This is a genomic window from Nostoc sp. NMS4 (genome assembly GCF_017115095.1).
GTDB lineage: Bacteria > Cyanobacteriota > Cyanobacteriia > Cyanobacteriales > Nostocaceae > Nostoc.
Genome location: NZ_JABXKI010000120.1, coordinates 1 through 25,603, shown reverse-complemented (window position 1 = coordinate 25,603; position 25,603 = coordinate 1). Strand labels below are relative to the sequence as shown.

Below are 25,603 nucleotides of genomic sequence, written 5' to 3'. Positions count from 1 at the left end.
CTTATTGACATAGTAAGTTTGAGCTTAACTTGACACCTATGGCATCTTGCCCGCCTTGCGCTGTGGGCGGGCAAGATGCCCACCCCACAAGATTGGATAATTTATTTGTTGGAAGTCCCTTAGCATAATAACAGTTATGCACAGAAAGATTCTGTATATCATCTTTAATATTATTCTATGCTAAAACGTTAAAAGTTTGCTGTAAAAGCTTCAGGGTACAATTCGTCTGAAGCATTATTCTTATAAAACAGAAGAGAGATACAACGATTGTTAATAATTGATAAACTTTAAACCTAAAAATAGAGCCGCAACAGTTCCGGCAACAGAAATTTCTCCCTGAATAATTTTTTCTAAAACTGATTCTACGGGAATTAATACAACTTCAATTTCTTCTGTAATATCTAGTTGTTGCTCTCCAACCTTGCTCACTTTATCTGCTAGAAATAAATGTATTTGATTGGTATCTTTACTCGGCTTATCGTATAGAGTTCCGATTTTTCTAAATTCTTGGGGAATATAACCAGTTTCTTCTCTTAGTTCTCTAATTGCTGCTATTTCTGCATTCTCTTTTGTCGGGTCAAAATTCCCTGCCGGCAGTTCTAAGAAAAACTCACCTACGGCGTGTCTATATTGCCGAACAAAAATAATTTCTCTATTAGTAGTGATAGGTAAAACCATCGCAACGTCAGGCTTAATACTGACAAAATAATCATCTATAATTTTACCGTTGGGTAATTCTATTTCATCTTGCCTCACCTGACACCAAGGATTATCTAAAACCATTTTTGATTTTAAAATCTTCCATTTTTTTAAGTTGTTCATAAATAAAAATAATCTATAAAAACCTTAGTCATTAAGCAATGAATGTAAAAAAGTATAACAGATGTATCCGATAATCTAAACTTTCAACTTACACTGGCTTTTGCTTGAGCATAATATGTATAACAAGTATGCAAATAAATGTAAATTTATTTACTGTAAATAAGAGATTTCCGTTGACCATTAGTCGAGGTACAACGGCACAAACAACGAATGTATGGGTGAAGATTTTATCTGATGATATCGAAGGCTGGGGGGAAGCATCACCATTTGGTGTGGGTAATCATCGGCAATCAACTGATGCAATCAAAAAGGCTCTAGAGCAAGTGGTGCCACTGTTGCAAACATTCAGCCCCTTACAGCGACAGGAAATTGAGCAAGTTTTAATACAAAACCAGGTTCCTTCTGCTGCAAGGGCTGCCTTGGATATGGCAATGCACGACTGGCTCGGTAAGCGCGTAGGATTACCCTTGTGGCAACTTTGGGGACTCGATCGCAATCAAATAGTCCCGACTTCTGTCACAATTGGGATTAATTCGCCTGAAGGTGCGATCGCTAGAGCGCGAGACTGGTTACAATTTACAGATGTTCGCCTTTTTAAGGTAAAGCTAGGTAGTCCAGATGGCATAGATGCAGATAAAAAAATGCTCTTGGCGGTGCGAGAAGAAGCACCATTACTAGAATTTTTTGTTGATGCCAACGGGGGTTGGAGTTTAGAAGATGCGATCGCCATGTGCAATTGGCTAGCTGATTTAGGTATAAAGTATGTAGAACAGCCATTACCACGGGGGCAGGAAAAAAGTTTAGCAAAACTCAAAGAACACTCTCCCCTGCCGATTTTTGTTGATGAAAGTTGTTTCACCAGCGCCGATATTCCCGATTTGGCAAATTGCGCGGATGGTATTAATATCAAACTGATGAAATCAGGGGGACTAACAGAAGCAATGCGAATGATACATACAGCGCGAGCCTATCGGTTGCAAGTAATGTTCGGTTGCTATTCTGACAGTTCCCTAGCGAATACAGCAGCATTACAGCTAGCGCCACTAGCTGATTATTTAGATTTAGACAGTCACCTTAACTTAATTGATGACCCTTTTACGGGTGCATTGCTAAAAGAAGCAAGAGTTTTGCCAAACGATTTACCAGGTTTGGGAGTACAACACAGTGCGTCTATCACTTAATCAACGAGTAGCTATTTTGCTGCATGAGGGAATTACTGGGACTCAGGGTAAAACAGGGCTAGCAATTTTACGTTACAGTGAAGCCCCAATTGTAGCCGTAATCGATCGCGAGTGTGCTGGCAAATCCCTACCAGAATTAACAGGTATGAAGCGTGACGTGCCGATTGTGGCATCACTAGCCGCAGCCCTAGAGTACAAACCGGAAGTTTTGGTAATTGGCATTGCCCCTAGTGGTGGGGCTGTACCAGATGATTACTGGCTAGAAATCAAAAACGCTCTAGAAGCGGGAATGTCGGTGGTGAATGGTTTACATACACCAATGGCAAGTATCCCAGAATTAAATGCACTGCTCAAACCAGGGCAATTAATTTGGGATGTACGAAAAGAGCCGTCTAATATCAGCGTTGCCAGTGGAATGGCACGTACTCTCCCGTGTCGGCGCATATTAACTGTCGGAACCGACATGGCGATCGGTAAAATGTCAACTAGTCTAGAGTTACATTGGGCAGCAAAACTGCGGGGTTGGCGTTCTAAATTCCTCGCCACCGGTCAAACTGGGGTAATGTTAGAAGGGGATGGTGTGGCTTTAGATGCCGTGCGGGTAGATTTTGCCGCCGGTGCTGTGGAACAAATAGTCATGCGCTATGGCAAAAACTATGATATTTTGCACATTGAAGGACAAGGTTCGCTGCTACACCCTGGTTCAACGGCAACCTTACCCCTAATCCGTGGTTCGCAACCAACCCAACTAGTTTTGGTACATCGGGCGGGACAAGTTCATGTACGTAATCATCCCCATGTCATAATTCCACCTTTATCAGAAGTGATTCGGCTTTATGAAACTGTTGCTAATGCCGGTGGTGCTTTTGGAAGTGTGACTGTAGTGGGTATAGCGCTGAACACAGCCCATCTAGATGAGTCTGCGGCTCAAGAAAGTATCGCTCAAACAATTGCAGAAACGGGGCTACCTTGCACCGATGTAGTCCGCTTTGATGCCAATGTGCTTTTAGATGCGGTGATGAATAATTAGTTGCTGGAGAATGCTTTAACTCTAAACTCCTGAGAAAAAACTGGTTCCGACACCGGAAGAAGTGGCACAAGAGGAGAAGGAACACAGCGATCGCTTGGCGGCAAAACTGCGAGAATTAAATATAGAACCAGATACTATTTAACTTCTACCCTGTCTTGCTTGTGCCTGTTGGCTCGAATGCTATGGATCTTCAGGAAAAACCCATTTTGGCGGTTCCGTCATTTTTTTTCGCAGACGTTCTTGTGCCAACTCCAGCATTTTGTCTAAGGGAGTCTCTTCAATAAATTTTGCGGCTGACTCTCTAAACTCGATATTGGGGCATTTATCCCCTAAAACACACCCGTTAACACAGGCGACAGCGCAGTTAATCTTTTGCTCCACAGTAAAATCCTCTCTCTAAAAGTTATGAGTTATAAGTTGTGAGTCATGATTTTCACCTTTAACTCTTCACTGTTAACTCTTTACTATCAGGCATTACCCTCCAGGTAAATTTTACCTTGCCAATTGCCATCTCATTAGTCTAAATACTTACCATTTAGATATGAGTTATGATTTTTACTCCTCACTCCTCACTTTCATAAAGGGCATTCATGTCAGAACTCTTTGCTACTACTGGAACTATAGCCGCGATCGCTACTGCTGTTGTCCCCCAACAGGGTAGTGTTGGGATTGTGCGGGTGTCCGGTTCTCAAGCAATGACAATTGCCCAAAGTCTCTTTCATGCACCAGGGCGACAAGTTTGGGAAAGTCACCGGATTCTCTACGGTTATATTCGCCATCCCCAGACGCACAAAATAGTGGATGAAGCCCTGTTGTTGATTATGAAAGCACCCCGTTCTTACACCCGCGAAGATGTTGTAGAATTCCATTGCCACGGGGGAATTATGGCAGTGCAGCAGGTATTACAACTGTGTTTGGAAAGTGGAGCCAGACTAGCGCAACCAGGAGAATTTACTCTCCGCGCCTTTTTGAATGGACGATTGGATTTAACTCAAGCTGAAGGTATTGCCGATTTAGTGGGGGCTAAATCGCCGCAAGCTGCTCAAAGTGCTTTAGCTGGTTTACAAGGAAAATTAGCTCATCCAATTCGGCAGTTACGCGCTAACTGTTTGGACATTTTGGCAGAAATTGAAGCTCGGATTGATTTTGAGGAAGACTTGCCGCCGTTGGATCATAAAGGGATTATATCAGAAATCGATAAAATTGCCGCAGAAATAACTAAGTTATTGGCAACCAAAGATCAAGGTGAGTTGCTGCGTACTGGTTTAAAAGTGGCAATTGTTGGCCGTCCGAATGTGGGTAAGTCGAGCTTATTGAATGCTTGGAGCCGGAGCGATCGCGCCATTGTGACTGATTTACCCGGTACAACCCGCGATGTGGTGGAATCGCAGTTAGTTGTCGGGGGAATTCCCGTACAAGTGCTAGATACTGCGGGGATTCGGGAAACAACAGACCAAGTGGAAAAAATTGGCGTGGAGCGATCGCGTCGTGCTGCCAATGCAGCTGATTTAGTCTTGCTTACCATCGATGCTTCCGCCGGTTGGACAGAAGGCGATGAAGAAATTTATGAAAAAGTGCAACACCGTCCGTTGATTCTAGTGATTAACAAAATCGATTTATTAGAAGAAAGTGATAGGGAAAACCTTCAATCTAAAATCCCAAATCCCAAATCTAAAATTGTCACAGCCGCAGCCAAAAATCAAGGTATTGATGCTTTAGAAACAGCAATTTTAGAGATAGTTCAAGCTGGAAAAGTACAAGCGGCTGATATGGATTTAGCGATTAACCAAAGGCAAGCAGCAGCCTTAACTCAAGCTAAAATATCTTTGGAACAGGTGCAAGCAACAATTATCCAGCAGTTACCGCTTGATTTTTGGACAATTGACTTACGGGGTGCGATTCAAGCTTTAGGAGAAATTACCGGAGAAGAAGTAACAGAATCAGTTTTAGAGAGGATTTTCAGCAAGTTCTGTATCGGTAAATAACCTAGAGAAGTATCAATTTAAAAAAACCTTGTAATATTTATGTCTAATTGTTAATTATTATAATATATAATGCTTGATACAATTCCAGTTCAAGTTCTTGGTTGTCTTAGACCAGGCATAATCACAGTTATAGCCTTTCCCGGTGCAGGAATGTTAGATGGTGGGTTACTAATGGAGTTACCAACCGAAATAATTCCGGTAGAGCTACGAATGCCAAATAGCGAATTTATAGTAGTTTGCAATAGACAAAGTGGAGAGTTTACACAGGTGTTGTCAAAAGATTCATCCAAATAAATACTGGAGTGCCAAAACAAGATATTATTTTGGGTTTTCATGCTCCCTATAAGCGGAAGTTTACTGAGTTTGCCGCAGGTTAGGGAAAATAACTGTAGGAGTTAAAAGTTATGAGTGATGAGTTATGAATTTTTAACTCATCACTTATAACTCATAATTCATAACTCATTTTCTGTAGCGATCGCTTTTGGGATATTGCCAACAGTTGCTAGTTGCACTGTAAAGCTAGAACCTTCAGATAATTTACTTCTTACAGAAATAGATCCACCACAGCGCAGCAACAATTGCTGTACTATCGTTAACCCCAACCCAGCACCACCATAATCTTCGGTTGCTGCTGTACGCACACGATAAAAGCGATCGAAGATTTTGGGAATTTCGTTTTCGGGAATACCGATACCTGTGTCGCGGAATTCTAATTGCACATAATCGCCTTGATTACGGGCGCGCACCCATACTTGACCTCCATTAGGGGTAAACTTAAGACTGTTGTGCAACAGATTAATCACAATTTGTCTCAGCCTACCACTCACGCACCAAACAGATGGGAGTTCAGTCGGTACGGTGTAGGCTAGCATAATTCCTTTTTCTTGGGCTACAGGTTGGTAGGTACTGACTACTCCAGGTACTATATCTGAGAGACGCACCAACTCCAAAGTCGTCCCCTCCAAATTCTGTTCTAGCTGCACCAGTTCCAAGAAACCAGTAATCAGAGAGTTTTGCTGATCGCACTGGGTATTTAACATTTGTAAATAACGTTGTCGCTGTGGGGGTTTAAGATTAGGGGAATTTAATAACGAAAGTGCTGTTTTCATGTGCGTCAAGGGTATACGTAGTTCCTGACAGACATTTTTCAGGTATTCATCTTTGAGTTGCTCTTTGTTGTGCAGTTCTTGATTTTGCTGCTCCAACTTATTAGTACGTACTGTGATGATTTGACGATTAATTTCATCTTGTCGGAGGAGTTGTTTTGCCAACAATTGATTCATAAGTGTGGCTTGTGGCACGGTTGGACAAATAAAACTAGCAGGTAAAATTGAGGATGATTCTGGCGCAATCCCTTGTTGAATACCATTTAATACTTGCTGAATTACTCTCCCCTCAACAGTAGTTATAATCAGCAACGGCTGGTTTTTATTAGTATTTACCTTTCCCGATGTCTGACTTTTGCGTTTTTTAAGTGGTCGATGAGCCAAAATTAAACTGCAAAACTGGGGCGATAACACCATCAGAAAGCTTTCCCGTCGCATTTGGCTATCTGGTGGTAGGTGAACGGGGACATGATGAGAGGATGAGGGGGATGAGGGAGATGAGGAGGTATTTAATTTTTCCTCTCCCTTGTCTTCCCCTGCTTCCACTTTCCTGCTCTCGTCAATTTGGCAAGTATAAATGAGACTAGACGCACCTACCGAGGATTGATAGCGCGCTAATTCTGATTGCCAAATTTTATCTGGTGGTAGCTTCACCCATAAGGTGGCTGCAATTTGCTGCTCAATGAGTAAGTCAATTTGCGCTCTTACTAGTGATAGCAGAGTAGCAGGACTGAGGGACAATGGTTTCGGAGGCGTTTGTACTCCCATAACCAGTTGATAAACAGACAGATCGTTAACCAGAGAAACATTCATGAGTCAAGCACAAAAAGGATGAAGCAAGAAATAATTCTGTCTTCGATTTTCACCTTTATGTGTGCATTTTTTACAAAATCCCCACGGAAATAAATATGGACTATGAAAAACTTCAGCCATAAGGTAGAGGAGTAGGTGAGTAGGGGAGGCAGGGGGCAGGGAGATGAGGGAGATGAGGGAGACAAGGGAGACAAGGAGATAAACAAAACTCCTAACTCTTGTACAGACGCGATTAATCGCGTCTCTACTCCTAACTCTTAACTCAGCACTCAGCACGGGCTAAACGCCCCGCTACCGCTAACAGCACTCCTAACGCCCAATACCCAAATTAACCTTGTACGTTAAGTCTTTGCTGTAAAGCGTCGCGGGCGTGTTCTCGGTCGTCAAAATGGATTTTTTCGGTGCCGAGAATTTGGTAATCTTCGTGACCTTTACCAGCAAGCAAGACTCCATCGCCGGGTTGTGCTTGTAAAATGGCGGTGCGAATTGCGATCGCGCGATCGCAAATCACCGTCGGCTGCACTGTGTCAGCTATTCCCGCTAAAATATCTTGCAAAATCCTTTCTGGGTCTTCAGTCCGGGGATTATCTGATGTCACAACTGCCACATCAGCTAACTCAGCAGCAATTTTACCCATTTTTGGGCGCTTGGTGCGATCGCGATCGCCTCCACAACCAAATACACAAATCACTTTACCAGGTATAAACGGACGTGCCGCTTTCAGTAAATTTTCTAGGCTGTCGGGTGTGTGGGCATAATCCACAATCACGCTAATATCTTGCTCAGTAGTAATCTGTACCCGCTCCATCCGTCCAGGGACTCCGGGGAATTCGGGTATCACAGATACGAGTAACTGCAAATCTAGCCCTAAGTGTAAAACTGCTCCGACGGCTGCGAGAAGATTTTCTAAATTATATTGTCCGACTAGTGGCGATCGAAAAGCTACGTCACCTTTTGGTGTATGTAATGTCCCACTAACACCATTTGGCTGGTAACTTAAATCGCTCATCCATAAATCAGCGCTGTTGTCGTTGACGCTGTAACTCCAAACCCGTTCGGAATCCAATGACGCAATTAACCGCTTCCCGTAGGAATCATCAGCATTAATTATTGCCCGTCCCTTGAGATAATCAGGGCTAAATAACAACGCTTTGGCAGCAAAGTAATCTTCCATATCGCTGTGATAGTCGAGATGGTCTTGAGTAAGATTACTAAATACCGCCACCTCAAATTCACAACCCAACACTCTACCTTGAGCCAAAGCGTGAGAACTGACTTCCATTACCCCAAACTCACTTCCAGCTTTTACCGCCTCTGCTAGCTGCTGTTGCAGTTCCACTGCAAAAGGCGTAGTGTGGGCAGCAGTTTGCTCAAAACCTGCCCAACGAGTGTAGAGAGTTCCCATCAAAGCTGTAGCTAAATTAGCTTTGTTGAGCAGAAATTCAATCAAATGAGTAGTTGTAGTTTTGCCATTTGTACCAGTTACGCCTACCAGCTTGAGTTTTCGCCCTGGATAACCATAAAAAGCACTGGCTATTTGGGCGCAAGCTTGAGTGATGTTACTTGCACTGATCACTACAGCCTGATTTGTGGGAGGATTTTTTTGGGCAGCTTCGGGAGAAACGATCGCAGCTACAGCCCCCGATGCGATCGCACTTGGCCAAAATTCCCCACCATCAACTCGCGTTCCTGGCATCCCAATAAACAAATCTCCCACACGACAAGCATGAGAATTCGTCTTTAAACCCCTAACTTCCACATCCTCTAAAGTCGGATGGCTAGATAATTGCTCAACACTGTCTACCGCCGTTAGTAATTCCCGCAATTTCATATTGTGAACCTCGTCACATTCTTAATCTTGCGCTTATTCTGCATTATTTTTTTCTAATTGGCTAAATACTTACGCAACATTTGCTCTAACTGCTGCACACTAGCACGAGGAGAAGGACGCGGCAATGCTTTTTCCTCTGCGCCTCTGTGGTTCGATAAATAAAGTACCGGCACTTCATACTCATACGCAGCGAACCAATCTTCACGAGTCGTAATATCCCTAATTTCCAACTCGAAACTGAGATTTTGGATTTGTTCTAGCTTTTCTTGCAAGCCTTCACATAAATGACAGCCTGGTTTACTGTATAAAATTAATCGCATTTGTTAATTAATTACTATGAACACTATTAGCAAAAGTTTCTTCACTGTCGGCTATAGATTCTACAAGTATTATGCCCGTGTCAGTGTGGATGTAATAGCGATATGTTTCAATGTTTGGCAAAGCAGTTTGTTATTAGCTTTTTTATACTGTAAAGCAGTTATCATCATTTTTGTTGACTTCAAACTTAGTGTGTTTGGTTAGATTTGATTGTATTATAAGAAAAAGTGAGAAAATATAAGGTAAACAAATGTTTGTACTATTTATGGAGCGTAAGCGCAAAACTAAAACTATCAGTATTGACCCCATAGTTTGGGATGCCATAGACAAAGAAGCTAAACGACAAGGTATATCAGCTAGTCGATGGTTAGAAAATTTTGCTTTTGATAATCTCCAAAAGTTCGGCTTAATCGATAAGGATACAGAACGGCTAGGGGAGATTAGGGGAGGTGATAGAAGTAATAAAGAGGATAATTAAACCAGTGCCTACCGTCCAACAGTTAGAAACCTTTTTCCGTATATGTGTACAAGCAAGTAACCTACTACGGAATATTGAACTCACAAGATATGATACACGTACACAGAGAATCTACCTTTTAGTAGGTAATGAAATTGAAATAGAGATATTAAGTAACGGGGAGGAATTAATCAAATGAGTAATACTAATTATCAACAATTAACAGAAGTCGAACTAAGAAATTATGTTAAAGGACATCCAGAAGATGAAGACGCTTTCCAGTACTACCTTAGTATTGTACGAGCTAAACCGGGTTGGGTTAAGGTTTCCACACCAGAACAATCGTTAGAGGAATTTAAAAAACGAATACAAGCTAATGAGCATAAAAATCAAACGTGATGAACGTCAAGTGTTTACTGGTGGTAGCTTTGTAATGACTATAACAGATAATTTTATATTACAAACTGAGCGAACTTATAGAAAACCTATTAAATGATATTCGGTCAATTAACCAGACATCATTTGAAGAAAAAACTTAAATCATGACAATCTTACTCAAACGTGACGAACAGCAAGTATTTTGATGTCGGTGAGTATGTTGACCAAATGGGGTTGTTGTTGGATTTGGAAATAAGAGATGAGTATCGTCATGGTGTGGTGGCAAATTTTGAGAGAATTAATGCGATCGCTAATCTTGTAAATGAGTTTCCCCTACCAGAGGATATTGAAGTTGCACCAGTGTTTGAACCATGAATGATGCTGTATCAATATCAAGTGCTGTACGCGAAGGTAAAGTTAGCGCTGTGGAAGTTACTAAAGCTGCATTAGCACGAATAGCAACGCACAATCATCTAATCAACTGTTTTACGACTATAACTGCTGAGACAGCTTTAACAGATGCAGCACTAATTGACAGGGAAATTGCTCAAGGTAATAAGCCTGGAACCCTTGCAGGTGTCCCTTTTGCGGTAAAAAATCTCTTCGATATCGCAGGTTTAACGACTCTGGCGGGATCGAAAATTAATGCCGAAAACCCAGCCGCAAGCCTTGATGCAACCGCAGTCGCAAGGCTAAAACAAGCGGGTGCTGTGTTAGTTGGTGCTTTGAATATGGATGAGTACGCTTATGGGTTTGTAACGGAAAACTCCCATTACGGTGCTACTCATAACCCCCATGATTTACAGCGTGTAGCTGGTGGTTCATCGGGTGGTTCGGCGGCGGCGGTTGCTGCTGGGTTGGTTCCGTTGACGCTGGGTTCTGATACTAATGGTTCGATTCGCGTTCCGGCGGCGTTGTGTGGCGTTTTTGGTTTCAAACCGACTTATGGAAGGTTATCTCGTGCTGGGGTAGCTTTATTTTCTAGCAGTTTGGATCACATTGGCCCTTTGGCGCGTTCGGTGCAGGATATTGCTACGGTGTTTGATGTGCTTCAGGGAGAAGACGATCGCGATCCAATTTGTACAAAGCGTCCGCCTGAATTGGTTTTACCACAACTTAAACAAGATATTTCTGATATCAGAATTGCCATCGCTGCTGATTATTTCACCAAAGGCGCAGAACCGGAAGTTTTAGCAGCAGTGCAAAAGGTAGCTGATGCAATAGAAGTCACTGAATATGTAATCATACCAGAAACACACCGCGCCCGTGCAGCAGCCTTTGTAATTACAGCTAGCGAGGGTGCAAATCTGCATTTAGACAAATTGCGATGTCGTCCTGAAGATTTTGATTCCGCAACACGCGATCGCTTTTTGGCTGGGGCATTAATTCCAAGTAGCTGGTATCTCCAAGCACAACGCTTTAGAAAATGGTATCGCGATCGCGTTCGGGAAGTTTTTCAAAATGTCGATGTAATTATTGCCCCAACTACACCAATTTCTGCACCATTAATTGGTCAACAAACCATGATTTTGGATGGCGAAGAAATTCTTGTCCGTCCTCATTTAGGGTTATTTACTCAACCATTATCTTTTATTGGTTTACCCGTTTTATCAGTACCAATTCAGCGCCAAAATGCTTTACCTCTCGGTGTGCAATTGATAGCAGCACCATATAATGAAGCTTTAATTTTACGGGTTGCGGCTACCTTAGAGGCAAAGGGTGTAATTACATCACCAATAGTAGGGTAATATCATACCTTACGGCTTCAGCCTAACGTACCCTACTGAATCGACCGTTACCAAGCACTCGGAATTTCATAACCCGCAACTTGGGTTATTATTTTAATAGAAAATTCACCCAGAGTTCTAATGCTTTCTTGGATAAGAGAAATTCTTGGGGTTAGACAAGATCCTGCTGTTTTAAAGAAAGTATCGGTAAGACTTCCTTTTGGAATTGGTGCGGCTGAGTGGGAAGCAGATCCTACAGAACGCAAAGCAGCATGGTCACTTTACATTGAACTTGTGACACGCATTGCTGTGCAACCTTTGGAAGTTGATCAAGGACTGGTGCGTGAAGCTTTGAATTCTTTATATAGCTTATTTGGCACAACCCGTGAAATTCTTAAACAGGCGGGTCCAAATGTAGGTGCTTCTCGTGAGTCCGTTGGAGGTATCGCAATTATTGTATTGAACAATGGTTTGCGTCCCTTTCTCAGCAAATGGCATCCTTTCCTACAAGCGTGGGAAGCAAAGCGTCCTGCTGATTTAAGTCCCAAGGAGCATGAACAAAATTGGTCTGAAGAACCTAAGTTGCGGGAGGAACTTGCACAGCTTAGAAGAGCTTTGGAACAATATGCTAATGCGTTGGCAGTCATTGCGGGAGTAGAGCAATAACTCGGAGAGTTAAATAGATGAGTAAACAGTTTGAGTTTGACGTTTTCATTTCTTACAAAAGAGATGATGTAAAATTTGTTAAAAACATTATTGAAAAACTTCAACAAAATGAGTTGAAGGTGTGGTGGGATGAAGAAGGAATTCCACTTGGAACAGTTTTTGAAGAAAAAATTGGAACTGCTATCAGAAAATCTAAATCTGCTCTTATCTTTTTCGGTCTGAACGGAGTTGGTACTACACAAAATGAAGAGATAGGCGTTATTAGCAATGAGAATAGAGAAAGAATAAAAGTAAATAGAGAACTGCTGCAAATTTCTGTGTTGTTACCAGAGGTGAAAGAGGTTCCAGAAAACTACCCTTTTTTAAGAATAAGAAATTGGATAAACTTTAATGACTTTAATGATGAGATAGCCTTTAACCGTCTGCTATCGGGTATTCCTAAAGTCTATAATAATCAGAGATATAAACAAACAGAACTTTACCAAGCTTTACAGCGCATAAATTCGGACGAATCGAAATCAGTTGAAGATACTCTAACTCAAATTTTTACAAAACTTCAACCATTTCTCTCACCTCCTGAACCAAGTACAGCCGATACTTTTACTCTTTATGATCCTGAACGGGGAGACAGGGTAGCGAAAAGAATGGCAGATGTTATTTCTCCGTCACTGCTGCCTAAAGACGAGAAACCTAAATTATCAGCATATGAATTGGAGTTATTACTTCTATCAGCCTATCTTCTCGATATTTGTCTAACGCCTAAATACGGTAAGGTGAGCCTTTATCATCACTATCTCCTTATAAAACCTGAAGAACACGGACTATCTAATCAAGAAATTGAGGATTTTCAGAAATGGTTGGATGATGAACCTGACGGAGTTGAACTGCCTTTATGGCAAGGAGAAGGAGAGCCAGATGAAAAAACTAAACGACTGGCTGACAGGCTAATAACTTATTATTGTTACGATCGCCATAAACATTGGAGCAAAACTTGGATAGAAGAATCTCTCAATCAGGAGGTTCCTGATAAACGTGTTCAAGATAATTTAATTTTGCTGTGCCTAAGTTCTTATCTGAAAAACAAGGATAAGGAGATAGCTGACAATCCACTAGTTACAAACAGCAATCCAATTCAAGGGCTTCGTCTAAGGTACCTTATAGCAGTGGTGCAAGCAGCAAATATTCTTGCTTTTGACCCTGTACAAATTCCTGATGTAATTTTGCAAGACTACAATATAAATTCTACAGAATTAATTTATTGGTGGAAAAACGATAAATATGTAAAATATCCAACTACTGTTTCTAAACTGAAAGATAAATCACAAATATCGCTTTCGATTTATCCGAAAAAAGCTGTCATACATCGTGCCAGTGAGATACTAGCGAATGAAATGGATCATGTATTGACAGATTGCTACAAACTCTTAGAAGGAACAGATACTAAAAACCTTTGGGATTTGCAAATAGCCATTCAACGAAATATTATACCTGATAATTATGAGTACATTGATGGTGCTTTTCGACCAGATACAAATAAAATTTTGGAGTTACTCTCTGGTATATCACTTTACGGAGATCATTTATATGCAGTACGTGAACTTCTCCAGAATGCTTTTGATGCTGTTCGTGAGGAGATTGCCTACAAGCGCCTTAAAGAAATCAAAGAAGAAATCAAAAATCAAAGAGACACTAACAAATTTATCAAAGATGTAGCTAATCATCAGTCTTTAAATTTACAACACTCTGTGAACTTAAAAATTGATAAAGATAGCGATGGTATTTGGCTAGTATGTACTGACGATGGCGTTGGTATGACCAAAGATATTATTCAGAACTATCTATTGGTAAGCGGTTCTGCTAGACAGCGTAAGATAATTAATTTGGAACGTGAATGCCAAAAATATGGATTTTCTGTAGGACGTACAGGAAAATTTGGGATAGGTGTATTAAGCTACTTTATGTTAGCTGAAAGAGTAGTAATAAAGACACGACGTAGTTTGTCACCAGGTGATGATAACAACAATGGATGGAAGTTTGAAACTGAGGGAATAGGGTCATTTGGTGAACTAACAAACGTCCAAAAGAATTTTCATGGTACAGAAATACGTCTTTTACTAAAGCCCGAAGTTATATCTACAGTTATATCTAAAAAAGAAGACTCTCCTGTTCAGGAAAAAGAAATTTTTGATGAAAACTTGTCTCACGAAAATTTATCTAAATTTGTTTCAAAGTTGAGAAGCTTTCTTCAAAATGTACTGGACTATATTCCCTGCAATTTTAACTTTATATCTGATTTTCCAGAGCAAAAACTTGAATTTAAACCAGGATGGATTTGCAAGAAAGATGCCTTTTTTAAAGAGATAGAAGAGGATTTTACTAAATTTTTGACACGATGGCGAAATTCTATAAATAATAGCTCTGAAGAAGCTGAAAATTTTTATGTTTCAAGCTATAGAGAAAAGCTAAAAGAATGCTTGAAGTGGAAGATAAAGGAGGGTGAATTACCGAACAATTTAGGAAAATATCGCGTTTATTTACCTTATTTTGAATTAAACAATCAAGTATCCTTTGCTTTCTTAGAAACCGCAGAGAGTACTGAGATTATACTAAAAGAATTTAAGTATAATCATTCTCATTTTTATATAGTTGATTGTAAAAGTCAGAGAATAAGCTGGAAAGGAATGAATTTCAGTATCTCGTCCCATATGCGTAATTCGTATACAGGAAAAAGGAGCTTTTCCACAAATATGTTGGTCACAATAGATTTAACACCATATTCTACGTCTCATCAAGAAATTAACCTAGAAGTCAATCGTAATGACGTAAAAATTGATAATTCCGTGGAGGAGAGTATAAAGTTTTTTTTAAGAACTAAATTTGATGATTTTATTCAAGAGTTTTTGAATGATCATAAAACATCACCCTATGCTTTACTCAACTATCAAATTGCTCGTCAGCATAGAATTACTAATAGTCCAATCTCTGAGAATACTAGCTTGTATTGGTTGTTTAAAGAAAACAATCAGATAAAATGGCAAACTTTAAAAGCTCCCTTAATCTCTGATAAAGCACATAGTAATAAGCAAGATTTCATATGGAATAAAGAGCAGATGAATAAACCTTTATATGTTTATGAAAGTGATGGAGTAAATGTTCCCGATAACATATCTTGGCAAGTTCCCAATATTCCTCCTAACAAAATCGTGGCAAAATATTTATCGGATAAGGAGATAAAAAAGTTGTCTGAGAAGTTGGAAATACAAAGGAAATATCATCAGCAAAGGCTTTCAGAGAATGAGGATGATGATGATGATGATGATAAGTTACCAAATTCAGAGATAATAAATTTTAGATTTGAGGCTTTATGGATTGAAGATATATCACCACAATCAGAGCGTCATCCACTAGGATGGACTAGTCAATTTCCACCAGGAGAGTGGCAAAAGTTATGTTGTGTTTCAATGGATTTCTTTGAAGTATGGAATATTGACCATCGACTCGTAAAAGCCATTAATGAAGAGGGATGGAAATGGTGTGAAAATAAATTGGAGGAATCATATGATAATTATGACGAGTTTTGTAAATTAACCGAAGAGTTATCAAATAATGAAAGCTATGCAGCTGCTTTTCTTATCAACTTGCTACAAGGAAAATTTGATATAGGAGAAGAAAGCAGGAACTTAAAAGAAAAATGGAATAAGATATGTAATGAATGTCCTGATATGATGAAGACTTTATGGCAACTTGTCTTTAAAGAAGATATAACACCCCAAAATGCAACTCCGATTTATCAATGGAAATCCAATGAGCTAATTGTAGTGACTCCTTATGAATGGAAGGAATATTCTAAAAGATCAGATGTGGACACATACTTGCCTAATCCTGATCCTGAGTGGTGTATAACCGTCAACCCAAATGAGGAGCGTAGCAATTAACAGTAGATAGTTTACATTCAGTACGCCAATTTTAAAAAACGTAAAATAGAGTTTTTGCGATTACTGAGACCCTGAATCCTTACAAAATGACTTATTTATAGCAATACAACTATTAAGAATGACTTATTAGTATCGACAAAACTATTAAAAATAACTTATTGGTAACAAACCAGACTACAAATCATTACACTGTTGTCCTACTCTTTATTACATTTTGTTGTACTCTTTATTACACTTTGAAATTAATGGTTTAATTTTAATTGTTTAAAAGCTTTGTAGAGCTAAGAATGGTTCGTATAAGTAAGTTATTCGCGAACCGTATATTTTTTGTTTTATGTCCAATAACTCAAAACCGTCAGCCCAAGAAGATTTATATGCACGCATACATTAGACCTCTTGCATAAGTCGAATAGACCCCCCTTAATCCCCCCTTATAAAGGGGGGAAACTTGAAATCTTGCGCCCTCCCCTTCACAAGGGGAGGGTTGGGGAGGGGTGATTCAAGGATTTTTGCAAGAGGTCTATTGCGTAGTTCAAGCTAAAGAGCATCTTGAGAAAGAAATCCAAGCAGTAAGTGCTTCGGGGGAGGTAGCCGCATCTTCCTGTTGGATTGTTCGCTATCTCGCTAAAGGGAGGAAGTCAGTCTATTGGTACTATAAGCTACAGGCTAGTGTGGCAATATTTCCAACAAAGACTTGATGGTAAGAGTTCTCGTTACAAGCACTTAGGTAAAGCTGGTAGTCAAGCGTACTTAGAGGCTGTAGAACAAATTTTTCTCAGAGCCAAAATTGAAGCATTAGATCGTTCAATTGAAACTCTAAATCAGGGTTTGAAAGATTTAATCGAAGAAACTTCTAAATACAACAAAGATAAGTAGTGGGTTCGCGAACATCATTCGCGAACTATTCCCCTTGTCCACATTTTGTAAAAAGTCAGGAGTAATATCATGTTCGGGTGATTGTTTGTAATAAAATCTATCAATGTAGGTTGGGTTTCACTACGTTCAACCCAACGTGGACAACCCTAGAACCCTTTCTCTTATTGAACTTATACCTGAAGTTGACACCAATCGCGTCTCGCCCACCCGTATACAAAGGCGGGCAAGATGCACTGCCGACAATATTGGGTAATTTATTTGTTGGAAGTCCCTTATATCTGGGTAGTTACTAAAGTTGATTTCGCGCTTTGAGTTGCAGATATCGCTCAACTAACTGATCGGCAATTTGATTTGCTGGTGCATCTAACACTAATACACCTTTTTGTTTCAGTTGGGCAAAAGCTACTTGTCGTTGCATTAATAAATCTAGTGCTACTGCACGGGTATAAACACCTGCAACATCATCTGTAAAGGTGTGTGCTAAACGATCGACTTGTGGATCTCGCAAAGTAACGCAAAATGGAAGGTAGCGGGGTGCTAACTTAGAGAGTGCGGCTAGAAGTTCTGTAGAGGCAGTAACATCAACTAAATCGGTAATCACCACCACCAGCGCCCTCCGGGTTTGTCGCTGCAAAACATTTGTCACCGCCCCTAAATAATCAGATTCAAATAAAACTGGTTGAATTGGAGTTAGGCGATCGATTAGCTGATTCAAATGATGTTGACCGCGTTCTGGGGGAATCCACGTATGCATTTGGCGGTCAAATACACCAACACCCACGCGATCGCCTCGATGTAAACCTGCCAAAGCTAAGGATAAAGTTGCATTCAAACCCCAGTCAAATCGCTGCAAATTCTGCACTTTTGCCGTCATCAACCGTCCGCGATCGAGTAAAATTAGTAATGTTTGTTCTTGTTCTGGTTCCAAAACCCTCACCAGTGGCATAGCATTACCATAAGCGCCAACCCGACGGGCGGTAGCTTTCCAATCAATAAACCGTAAATCATCACCAGTGCGATAGTTTCGCAATTCGGCAAACTCTGTACCAATACCAGTTTTGCGAGATTGGCGCATCGATCCTGATGATTGCAGTGTCAAACGAATTGTGAGCGATCGCAATCCCACTAAATCAGGATAAACTTTCACTGGCAAACTTTGAGGAATGTGCCAATCATCCCAAGCTAATCCCCAAAGCCCCAACTGTCGAACTTGAATATTCCCCCAAGGAAACTCTCCCCGTTGTGTTGGGTGGACGGTATACGTCAATTCCTCGGTGCTGTTACTGGGAACAATGGCGCTTAGTGCAGGTGCAGACACGCCAAATCCTGTTGGGTAATAGTCGCGGATTTCAATTTGGGCATCGGTATTTGATGATGTCACCTTCAGCACCACAGGATTATCCCGCCCAATAGATAATCGTGACGGTAATTCGCGGCTAATTTGCACACGAGAACGCCGCACCCGTAAACCATCTACAATCATCAGTCCGAGAATAATAGCATCAAATAGCACAGTGATAGCGATGGTTGTTCTAATGCTGAGAAATAAGGATAGAATCGGGGCGCATACATAGCCCATCGTAGACATCGCAATAACCAAAACCAATAATAAATAAACTCGTTTGGAAGGAAGCATTAATTAAATATCCTAGTAATGGACTAACGATACAATCTTTATACCAAGTTACTGCTGGGTGTAATTCTGATAAATTTAGGACTTACACATTGACAGACATAACCAAATATGCATTAACTTCCGTTAGAAGGATCTGCCTTGTAATGCTTTTTAACTTGTTTGCAAGTAGATATACTTAATAATTACCGCATTTACTAATCACCTCCAATGATTTATGGCAATTCTTCAACTGATTGAACCCGAAGTTAAAAATCTGGGTGGTTTTTCTGCCCGTCGCAGTTTGCCATATCCTAATCGCCAAATGGTTGGGCCATTTATCTTTTTCGATCATCTTGGTCCGTCCATTATGCCCCCCAATCAAGGCATCGATGTCCGACCACATCCTCATATCAATCTGGCAACGGTAACTTATTTATTTGATGGTGCTTTGATGCATCGAGATAGTTTGGGTACAGTGCAGGAAATCCAACCAGGTGCAGTAAACTGGATGACAGCTGGAAAAGGGATTGTACATTCAGAGCGATCGCCTGACTCTGAGCGTTACCCAGAAACTACTATTCATGGCATTCAAACCTGGGTCGCCCTACCTGTTGAACACGAAGAAATCGATCCAAGATTCATTCACTATCCAGCTGAAACTCTCCCCACCTGGGAAGAGAATGGCATTATCATCAAACTTATTGCTGGGCAAGCATTTGGCTATACCTCACCTGTGAAAGTTCTCTCACCTATCCTCTATTTAGATGCAGTATTGTCTGCCAACACCCACTTCACTATCCCTACTGATTATTCACAAAGGGCAGTATACAGTGTTACAGAGGGATTGAAGATTAACGATGAACCGATGGAGCAATATCGTCTTGCTATTCTAGAACCAGATCATCAGATCGAGGTTTCTGCTACTGCCTCTGCTCGATGCATTGTTATTGGCGGTGAGCCGTTAGGTACACGCTACAAATGGTGGAATTTTGTCTCTAGCCGACCAGAGCGAATAGAGCAAGCTAAACTTGATTGGCGCAACTATCGCTTTGCTACCGTGCCAGATGAAACAGAGTTTATTCCACTACCAGAAGTAGTAACAGAAGCTAATCCTTTTTCATAAGTGTGTCGAAGTGTCATATCAGTTTCGGTTAAACAGTCTTCAATCAGTCGTGGATCTGAATCCCCGACTGATAGCGAGTTATATCATGTCCGTTTAATTACTTATTAAACCAAAACTATGCTTTGTCTCCCCTCCCCTTGCTAAGGGGAGGGGCTGGGGGTGGGGTGCAATGACTGTGAGAATCATAACTCTCCCTTAAACGTATACTCAGCACTCCCAAAACACCGAAAATTAGACTGTGACTTTTGAACCTACCACGAAATAGAGTCTGAGGGGTGACACGGCCATTTTGTTTTGGGTCTCGAAACGCCGAAAGCTTGTTAAGGTCTTCAACAGCTGCCAAGACTTTTGGGTTATCAGTATTGTTTTGTAACTTAGAAAGAGGTACATCTCGGAGTAAAGCTTGCCAGTAGAGTTCTACTGCTTCAGCAGCGCGTTCTGCACTAGCTAGAGCCGGTGGTGGTGGCACAGCTATCTGGGCTGCATTGATCCCTTCTAAGCTAATTGCTAGGGGACCTTGAGGATTGACCAGCTTTCTGCCGCCACCCAAGATGATATTTTCATAATCATTCGGGTTTTGCGTTGTCAGTGCTTTGGTCAAAGAGTTGTAAGCTTCCAGCCTGACTTCGCCTACCGCGTTATGCGGTAGTCCCCTACTGTCAGAGCCGATTTTGTTGGCATAACGTTCCTCATCGCCGTTGGTCGGATGCGGTGGAATCAGAACACTCCGTTCAAGTCTGGCTGCTTCAACACGTACTCGATAGGCTTTTTGAACCTCACACGACTAGAAGTCGCGTGATTCCTGCTTCAACGATCTAAGCCTGGAGTAATCCAGGTCTTACAAGTTCTCCACAGGCGTTTTTAAAGTCTCCGGCGCACCGACGGCGACTTTCAAACAAGTACCTAAAAGTTAAGTATGTTTAACCTCTGTACCTTAAAGATTTTACCCACTAGAGGATCGATACAAAAGTATCTATTTCCACGGTAGAACCCCATATCTTTAGTTGTCGTGGTTCAGGTTAGCTTGGTTTTCGCTATATGCTAATTTTAACAGAATATGGAGCGCCTAACTCATGACTGGAAGTCACGAGTGTGCGGCTTGCGGAAATCAACAAACCTGTTATGATCGAACACTCGATTATTCCGCCTGTTGATATCTATAGCTTGTACAATATCTCCTCTCTTTGAGGAGAAAGGTGAACCGAAAACTCCTGCAACAACGCTAGCGGCACTAAACAAACCGGCGCGACCGAGAAATGAGCGTCTGCTGGCACTACTACCAAAAAAACGTTTGCCAGCTACATGGGGCTGTTTTAGTTTATCTATTTCACTATTAGCCTGAGCATTTTGCTCGGAACTTTGATGAGAATTAGGATCTGGTTGCATGAGATGTTCTCCACTGGCGAAAATAATTCAAAAATCTAGTCATGAGTTAGTACATAAGCGGCTCAAAGCTAGTGGTCTGTCAAATCCATTTTGACAGTTGGAGAGACGCGATAAATCGCCGTCTCTACAGAAAATTTATTCGTCAATTTTTTCTTGACAGACTACTAGAATGACTTTGAGCCACACATCAATAAAGAAAGAGGGCAATTTCACTGGATTTAATCTGAAATCTGAGGTTTTTCTACTAGAAACTAACTTGTACTGGAGATTGTTACCTGACAGTTATGCAGGTATTTATTGCTAATATTCAAGCTTTCATCAGATGCCTATTACACTTCTGTACTCTTAATCAGTCCGATAGCTTTTTGCCAGGATTCAAGGGTCGCTATATTAGCTGCACTTTCTTCCAATTAAATCATTAAATACTGTAACTCTATCGGTTTACCGTATTTTGTATACTAAATCAGACTCTTTCACAAACTGTGATGAAAATCAAGAGGTTTTTAGAATAAATTTAGCAAGAGTGTGAAAGCCCCAGATGAGGAGGTACACCAGGGCAAACGCATCTAAATTACTCTTAATCACAACCAACGTTAAGAACCAACGAAAAAATCAGCATTTCGCGTTTGATTTATTTTCCAAGCTTCAAAGCGATCGCTAAATCTATGTCAATAAGTAGCTATTAATGCGACTATTTTTCAGCTTATTGACAATAAGCTCTTTCTGTTGACATGATGCGTTTGCCCTGGGAGGTACACAGTGCGTATTGTGTACTACGGGTATGAGATATGACACGGCTAGTTTTGCTCAAAGGTCGAGTCGAGAGAATGAGGCTACGCCAATAGTCCGCACTTCTCTACTGTGAAAATGCGCGGTGTCCAAATCCCCGACTTCTTTTAGAAGAAGTCGGGGATCTAATTTTTCACAAATAATTTAGGATTGCTATTTCTACTAAAAAACATGATGAAGTTTTAGCAATCTTGTTTTTTCTCAGCGCTTTAAATTAAGCACGGGTGAAATCATAGCCAAGCTCGATCGTATTGAACAGGCCAGAGTTTATCGTGTCCTAGTTGTTTGGCTGCCAGATGTGGCCAGTAAGGATTGCGGAGTAGTTCGCGTCCTAATAGCACTATATCAGCTACTTCTGTACGAATAATCTCGTCAGCTTGTTCAGGGGATGTAATTAAGCCCACGGCTCCTGTATGAATATTAGCTTCGCGGCGGATGCGTTCGGCAAACTGAGTCTGATAACCAGGTTTAATGGGTATATTAACGCCCGGGATGATACCGCCTGATGAATTGTCGATGAGATCAACTCCTAAAGACTTGAGTTTGTCGCTTAAAGCAATACTTTGCTCAATGTCCCAGCCATTGTCTACCCAATCGGTGGCGGAGATGCGTACCCAGAGGGGATGTGTCTGAGGCCAAACCTCTCGAACTGCTTGAACTACTTCTCTGAGCAGACGAGTTCGGTTTTCAAAGCTGCCACCATAATCATCTTGACGATGGTTAGAAAGGGGCGAGAGAAATTGGTGCAGTAGATAACCGTGGGCAGCATGGATTTCTACTACCTTGAAACCAGCTTGTAGAGAACGTTTGGCAGCTTGAGCAAAGGCATCAATAATTTCTTTAATTCCCTCAAGACTGAGGGCTTCTGGAACTGGGCTATCTTGGCTAAAAGCGATCGCACTACTCGAAACCAAAGGCCGCCAACCCTCCTGAGATTCATCTAGTGCTTTCCCTCCCTTACTCGGTTTGGCAGTGCTAGCCTTTCTACCTGCATGAGCAAGTTGAATACCTGCAACAGCACCAAAGTTATGAATTAATGCCACAATCTTGGCTAAAGTTTCTATATGTGAATCTGACCAAATTCCCAAATCTTGCGGGCTAATGCGTCCACGCGGCTCTACAGCTGCCGCCTCTGTGAACACTATACCTGCACCGCCAACTGCACGAGAAGCTAGATGAATAACGTGCCAATCATTAGCATATCCATTTGTACTGGAATATTGACACATCGGTGAAACGGCGATGCGGTTGCGAAAAACAACTTCACGAATCTTGAATGGTTCAAACAGATGTGCCATTGATATTGATTCCTTCTCTTGCTAGGTAAATAAATTGGGGAGGGATTTGCAGCATGAACTCGATTTGCATTAAATAGAGAAGTCAAAATTCAAAATGCAATCAGTGCAGAATTTAGACCCACCACTTTATTATTGACTAGCAAATTCAAAATTTGCTGGAGGACTTAAACCCGTTTATCTTTCTACCAGTTAGTCGCACAGAACTTAATTTAGCATGGTGACAATTAACCAGCAAAGTTTTATACTATCGCCCAAAGGAACTAATAACAATAGTTCTACTGCATAGCCAGTTTTGGTAAGAGTGAAAAGAAGAAATGATTTTGATTGGGGACTTTAACACTTACTCTCAGTGCGTACTTTACTGCCATTGGATCGCAGTAGTTCTTGCGTAGGGCAGTATTCCTCCAGCCTACTGCCCTACGCAACAACTGCCTTTATTGTTAAATACTTGTTAAATGATTAGAGTCCTCATGAAGATTTGGATCTGTAGAGCGATCGTCAGTCTCTTGGGATTGCAATTCCCAGATATCGCGTTTTCCTAGTTCTTGATCCGCTAATAACTGTAGATGATCTGGTAATTTCTTTGTTTGCCAAATTGACCAAATTTCTTCATCAAATAATTCTTTTTCAATTTTTCCAGAAAACATGATTTAGACCTCCAGTAATGTTCAAGTTTAAGTTTAGTAACTCTTCATTTAGGTAAAGACGAAGTAACAAAATTGTCATTCTTCATTCTTTCGCTATCTTTAAAATACAGGTACTATTCGCCCTTGATACTGCTTGTTAATAAAATCTCTAAGTTGTGGCTCGCTAAGTAACTTTTTATTACGGACATCATTAATGCGATCGCATCCTGTAATGGCAGTAATTTTTTGATACAAGGCGATCGCCTGAGCATCATCATTACCAATTTTTCTACTCAAAATTAAATGTCAATCAGGGTCATAAATTAACAAAATTGCCTTACTAGCAGCTTACAGAATAGACTGATTGCATGAATCAAATGCCCTCACCCTAAATTCCTCGCCCAAGTTTGGCTACCGTGTACACATAAGTGGTATCACCCCCCTTAATCCCCCCGACATATTGGGGGGAAATAAGATTTCCGGTTCCCTCCCCAATACATACGGGGAGGGTTAGGGTGGGGTATTGAGTCTATTGGCTAACCCACCTTACTTTCTACTAAACTACGTTAAGTCGATAAGATTACCGTACTATACATCTATGAGATTTGCATAGATTGTGCTAAAAAACAAGAGTTTATTAAAATTTATTGATATTACTCTTTAATAAAATAGGCGTTGCTGCATGGAGGGATGAATTGATTTATGTAGGTAAAATTTGATACTTAGACTTGCTACAGTTAACGCTACGCGATCGCTCGCTTTTGTAAACAATGCCAAAAATTGATCGCAAAGACATCTCCGAAAACCTTCAAAGCCTTTATGTGGCTAGGCTATAGTCCGTAAATGCAATCATCTTGTCAAAATAACTTGTTTATACTTTTTTGGATTTAACCTAAATGTGTGATTCGCTGTCGATTCACTCACTCCAAACTGGATACCAAGAAGTTGAAATGTCGTCATGTGTCTGAGATACACCAAGGTTAAAATTATTTGAACTCTTACAGATAGTTTTGGTTTTCGACCTCCACCGCCAGCAATAATTCTAATTTTTTTTGATTCTAGTAAAGCTTGTAATTCAAGAATTTAATTGTTCGGCATTTTCGATTAATTGTTGTAACTGTTCATACTCGATACCAATTAACCTCCGTGTTTCTTTAGGATTTTCTTCAATATGCTTCAGTATATCGCTCATATTTATGTGTCAAAAAACTTCTCTAAGAGCGATCGCCAGGCTTTTTACGTTGGTAAAGACTGTTGATTACTGGAAGTCCTTAATTTTTATATTTTTTTGATGAATTAATACTAGTATTCTTTGAAAGAATATAGTATTAATTAAGACTAAATAATTACTAGTACAGCACGGCATAAATAAACATAGCATTTGAAATGGCGCAAAAGCGCAAAGATAAGAGTTTTAAACACTTGATTTGGGAATTTCATACTTCAAATCAGCAATGCTAAAAACTCTTCTTCCTATACCCTTACAGCACTTCCGGCAGCTATGAGGTACATCCTCAAAACTGAAAGCTATGCTAGGAGGGGGCAAGGATAAAAACTGTATTGCATAATAGCCGGAAGCGCTGTATACCCATTTTCAAGAGAAATGAGCAATTTTCATCAATATGGAAAAGGAGATGCAAC

General features: G+C 40.7%; 25 protein-coding genes and 2 pseudogenes. 15 read left to right on the top strand and 12 right to left on the bottom strand.

Going from position 1 to position 25,603, the window contains the following annotated elements:
• Positions 1–270: 270 nt before the first annotated feature.
• Positions 271–822 (bottom strand): NUDIX hydrolase, encoded by a 552-nt coding sequence (locus tag HWQ37_RS09485; RefSeq protein ID WP_292746176.1) that lies wholly within the window; start codon positions 820–822, stop codon positions 271–273.
• Positions 823–950: 128 nt separating this feature from the next.
• Between HWQ37_RS09485 and HWQ37_RS09480 the strand changes: the two genes are divergently transcribed.
• The 3 genes and pseudogenes from HWQ37_RS09480 to HWQ37_RS09470 all read left to right on the top strand — a co-directional run.
• Positions 951–2,003: a dipeptide epimerase gene (locus HWQ37_RS09480; RefSeq protein ID WP_292746174.1), complete on the top strand. Its 1,053-nt coding sequence runs from the start codon at positions 951–953 to the stop codon at positions 2,001–2,003.
• Positions 1,987–3,033 (top strand): DUF1611 domain-containing protein, encoded by a 1,047-nt coding sequence (locus tag HWQ37_RS09475; RefSeq protein WP_292746172.1) that lies wholly within the window; start codon positions 1,987–1,989, stop codon positions 3,031–3,033. Before HWQ37_RS09480 ends, HWQ37_RS09475 begins: the two co-directional genes overlap by 17 nt.
• A gap of 25 nt (positions 3,034–3,058) precedes the next feature.
• Positions 3,059–3,175: pseudogene (locus tag HWQ37_RS09470) on the top strand (Uma2 family endonuclease); the annotation flags it as partial.
• Between the two features lie 38 nt (positions 3,176–3,213).
• Here HWQ37_RS09470 and HWQ37_RS09465 read toward each other — a convergent pair.
• Positions 3,214–3,414, bottom strand: a complete 201-nt coding sequence (locus tag HWQ37_RS09465; RefSeq protein ID WP_292732308.1) for a hypothetical protein — start codon at positions 3,412–3,414, stop codon at positions 3,214–3,216.
• A 209-nt stretch (positions 3,415–3,623) separates the two neighbouring features.
• Between HWQ37_RS09465 and mnmE the strand changes: the two genes are divergently transcribed.
• The 3 genes from mnmE (at position 3,624) to HWQ37_RS09450 (ending at position 5,395) form a co-directional block, all read left to right on the top strand.
• Positions 3,624–5,018, top strand: a complete 1,395-nt coding sequence (gene mnmE, locus HWQ37_RS09460) for a tRNA uridine-5-carboxymethylaminomethyl(34) synthesis GTPase MnmE (RefSeq protein ID WP_292746170.1) — start codon at positions 3,624–3,626, stop codon at positions 5,016–5,018.
• 69 nt (positions 5,019–5,087) lie between these two features.
• Positions 5,088–5,312, top strand: a complete 225-nt coding sequence (locus HWQ37_RS09455; protein ID WP_292746168.1) for a hypothetical protein — start codon at positions 5,088–5,090, stop codon at positions 5,310–5,312.
• Between the two features lie 8 nt (positions 5,313–5,320).
• Positions 5,321–5,395, top strand: a complete 75-nt coding sequence (locus tag HWQ37_RS09450; RefSeq protein WP_292746180.1) for an element excision factor XisI family protein — start codon at positions 5,321–5,323, stop codon at positions 5,393–5,395.
• 75 nt (positions 5,396–5,470) lie between these two features.
• On the opposite strand, the gene HWQ37_RS09445 is transcribed toward HWQ37_RS09450, so the two are convergent.
• The 3 genes from HWQ37_RS09445 to HWQ37_RS09435 all read right to left on the bottom strand — a co-directional run bounded on the left by HWQ37_RS09445 (position 5,471) and on the right by HWQ37_RS09435 (position 9,088).
• The gene (locus tag HWQ37_RS09445) at positions 5,471–6,937 is read right to left on the bottom strand and encodes a DICT sensory domain-containing protein (protein WP_292746166.1); all 1,467 of its coding nucleotides are present in this window, start codon (positions 6,935–6,937) and stop codon (positions 5,471–5,473) included.
• 328 nt (positions 6,938–7,265) lie between these two features.
• Complete coding sequence (locus tag HWQ37_RS09440) at positions 7,266–8,768, bottom strand: UDP-N-acetylmuramoyl-L-alanyl-D-glutamate--2,6-diaminopimelate ligase (protein ID WP_292746164.1); 1,503 nt, start codon at positions 8,766–8,768, stop codon at positions 7,266–7,268.
• A gap of 53 nt (positions 8,769–8,821) precedes the next feature.
• Positions 8,822–9,088, bottom strand: coding sequence for a glutaredoxin family protein (locus HWQ37_RS09435; RefSeq protein WP_292746162.1), 267 nt, complete (start codon positions 9,086–9,088; stop codon positions 8,822–8,824).
• 248 nt (positions 9,089–9,336) lie between these two features.
• On the opposite strand from HWQ37_RS09435, the gene HWQ37_RS09430 reads away from it, so the two are divergent.
• The 8 genes from HWQ37_RS09430 (at position 9,337) to HWQ37_RS09400 (ending at position 17,125) form a co-directional block, all read left to right on the top strand.
• Positions 9,337–9,564: a hypothetical protein gene (locus HWQ37_RS09430; RefSeq protein WP_292746160.1), complete on the top strand. Its 228-nt coding sequence runs from the start codon at positions 9,337–9,339 to the stop codon at positions 9,562–9,564.
• A complete protein-coding gene (locus HWQ37_RS34835) occupies positions 9,536–9,742 on the top strand; it encodes a DUF6888 family protein (protein ID WP_465249683.1) in 207 nt (68 codons plus the stop codon). The genes HWQ37_RS09430 and HWQ37_RS34835 overlap by 29 nt, the downstream gene beginning before the upstream one ends.
• On the top strand, positions 9,739–9,942 hold the full coding sequence (locus HWQ37_RS09425; RefSeq protein ID WP_292746158.1) for a DUF6887 family protein: 204 nt from the start codon (positions 9,739–9,741) through the stop codon (positions 9,940–9,942). The genes HWQ37_RS34835 and HWQ37_RS09425 overlap by 4 nt, the downstream gene beginning before the upstream one ends.
• 207 nt (positions 9,943–10,149) lie before the next feature.
• Positions 10,150–10,296, top strand: a complete 147-nt coding sequence (locus HWQ37_RS09420) for a DUF4089 domain-containing protein (RefSeq protein ID WP_292746178.1) — start codon at positions 10,150–10,152, stop codon at positions 10,294–10,296.
• Positions 10,293–11,669 carry an AtzE family amidohydrolase gene (locus HWQ37_RS09415; RefSeq protein ID WP_292746156.1) on the top strand — a complete coding sequence of 459 codons (1,377 nt, stop codon included), beginning with the start codon at positions 10,293–10,295 and terminating at the stop codon, positions 11,667–11,669. The genes HWQ37_RS09420 and HWQ37_RS09415 overlap by 4 nt, the downstream gene beginning before the upstream one ends.
• Before the next feature lie 120 nt (positions 11,670–11,789).
• Positions 11,790–12,314, top strand: coding sequence for a hypothetical protein (locus HWQ37_RS09410; protein WP_292746154.1), 525 nt, complete (start codon positions 11,790–11,792; stop codon positions 12,312–12,314).
• Between the two features lie 17 nt (positions 12,315–12,331).
• Complete coding sequence (locus HWQ37_RS09405; protein ID WP_292746152.1) at positions 12,332–16,249, top strand: HD domain-containing protein; 3,918 nt, start codon at positions 12,332–12,334, stop codon at positions 16,247–16,249.
• 669 nt (positions 16,250–16,918) lie between these two features.
• The gene (locus tag HWQ37_RS09400; protein WP_292746150.1) at positions 16,919–17,125 is read left to right on the top strand and encodes a hypothetical protein; all 207 of its coding nucleotides are present in this window, start codon (positions 16,919–16,921) and stop codon (positions 17,123–17,125) included.
• A gap of 289 nt (positions 17,126–17,414) precedes the next feature.
• On the opposite strand, the gene HWQ37_RS09395 is transcribed toward HWQ37_RS09400, so the two are convergent.
• Entirely contained in the window at positions 17,415–18,761 is a 1,347-nt protein-coding gene (locus HWQ37_RS09395; RefSeq protein WP_292746148.1) for a DUF58 domain-containing protein, read from the bottom strand.
• Positions 18,762–18,975: 214 nt separating this feature from the next.
• Between HWQ37_RS09395 and HWQ37_RS09390 the strand changes: the two genes are divergently transcribed.
• Positions 18,976–19,863, top strand: coding sequence for a pirin family protein (locus HWQ37_RS09390; RefSeq protein WP_292746146.1), 888 nt, complete (start codon positions 18,976–18,978; stop codon positions 19,861–19,863).
• A gap of 253 nt (positions 19,864–20,116) precedes the next feature.
• Here HWQ37_RS09390 and HWQ37_RS09385 read toward each other — a convergent pair.
• The 6 genes and pseudogenes from HWQ37_RS09385 to HWQ37_RS09360 form a co-directional block, all read right to left on the bottom strand.
• Positions 20,117–20,635, bottom strand: a pseudogene (locus tag HWQ37_RS09385) (twin-arginine translocation pathway signal protein); the annotation flags it as partial.
• Between the two features lie 299 nt (positions 20,636–20,934).
• Entirely contained in the window at positions 20,935–21,249 is a 315-nt protein-coding gene (locus tag HWQ37_RS09380; RefSeq protein ID WP_292746144.1) for a twin-arginine translocation signal domain-containing protein, read from the bottom strand.
• Positions 21,250–22,268: 1,019 nt separating this feature from the next.
• Entirely contained in the window at positions 22,269–23,336 is a 1,068-nt protein-coding gene (namA, locus tag HWQ37_RS09375; RefSeq protein WP_292746142.1) for an NADPH dehydrogenase NamA, read from the bottom strand.
• 440 nt (positions 23,337–23,776) lie between these two features.
• Positions 23,777–23,983 (bottom strand): hypothetical protein, encoded by a 207-nt coding sequence (locus tag HWQ37_RS09370; RefSeq protein WP_292746140.1) that lies wholly within the window; start codon positions 23,981–23,983, stop codon positions 23,777–23,779.
• Between the two features lie 99 nt (positions 23,984–24,082).
• Positions 24,083–24,259 carry a hypothetical protein gene (locus HWQ37_RS09365; protein ID WP_292746138.1) on the bottom strand — a complete coding sequence of 59 codons (177 nt, stop codon included), beginning with the start codon at positions 24,257–24,259 and terminating at the stop codon, positions 24,083–24,085.
• 552 nt (positions 24,260–24,811) lie between these two features.
• Complete coding sequence (locus tag HWQ37_RS09360) at positions 24,812–24,922, bottom strand: transposase family protein (RefSeq protein WP_292746136.1); 111 nt, start codon at positions 24,920–24,922, stop codon at positions 24,812–24,814.
• Positions 24,923–25,603 lie beyond the last annotated feature (681 nt).